Source organism: Streptomyces sp. 4F14, from assembly GCF_048159485.1.
GTDB lineage: Bacteria > Actinomycetota > Actinomycetes > Streptomycetales > Streptomycetaceae > Streptomyces.
In genome coordinates this window covers 1-335 of sequence record NZ_JBLRVY010000327.1, presented here as the reverse complement: position 1 = coordinate 335, position 335 = coordinate 1, and the positions used below count along the sequence as shown (strand labels likewise).

The following is a 335-nucleotide window of genomic DNA, read 5'->3' as shown; positions in this document are numbered from 1 at the left end:
AGTTCCGGGCCGTTGTACTGGCGGATGGTGGTGGCCCGCACCAGAAAGCTTCCCAAGGGCTATCTGGACGCCCTGGCCCGGACCACCACCCAGGCGCTCAAGGCGCTGTGAGCAAGGGCGGAACCGCTGTGAGAGTCGTGATCGCCGAGGACAACGCGCTGCTGCGCGAGGGCCTCGTCCTCCTGCTGACGTCGGCCGGGCACGAGGTCGTGGCCGTCGCCGGCACCGGCCCCGAGGTCCTGCCCGCGCTCATCGAGCACCGCCCCGACGCGGCCGTGCTCGATGTGCGGATGCCGCCGGACTTCCGCGACGAGGGCCTGCGCGCCGCCCTCGCC

1 protein-coding gene and 1 pseudogene are annotated in these 335 nt (G+C 72.5%); both read left to right on the top strand.

Annotated elements, in window-relative coordinates; translation table 11 throughout:
* Positions 1-111 (top strand): annotated as a pseudogene (locus ACLZOT_RS50955) (TetR family transcriptional regulator); the annotation flags it as partial.
* 17 nt (positions 112-128) lie between these two features.
* Positions 129-335 (top strand): response regulator (locus ACLZOT_RS50950; protein WP_416976111.1); only part of this gene is annotated, 207 nt, incomplete at its 3' end.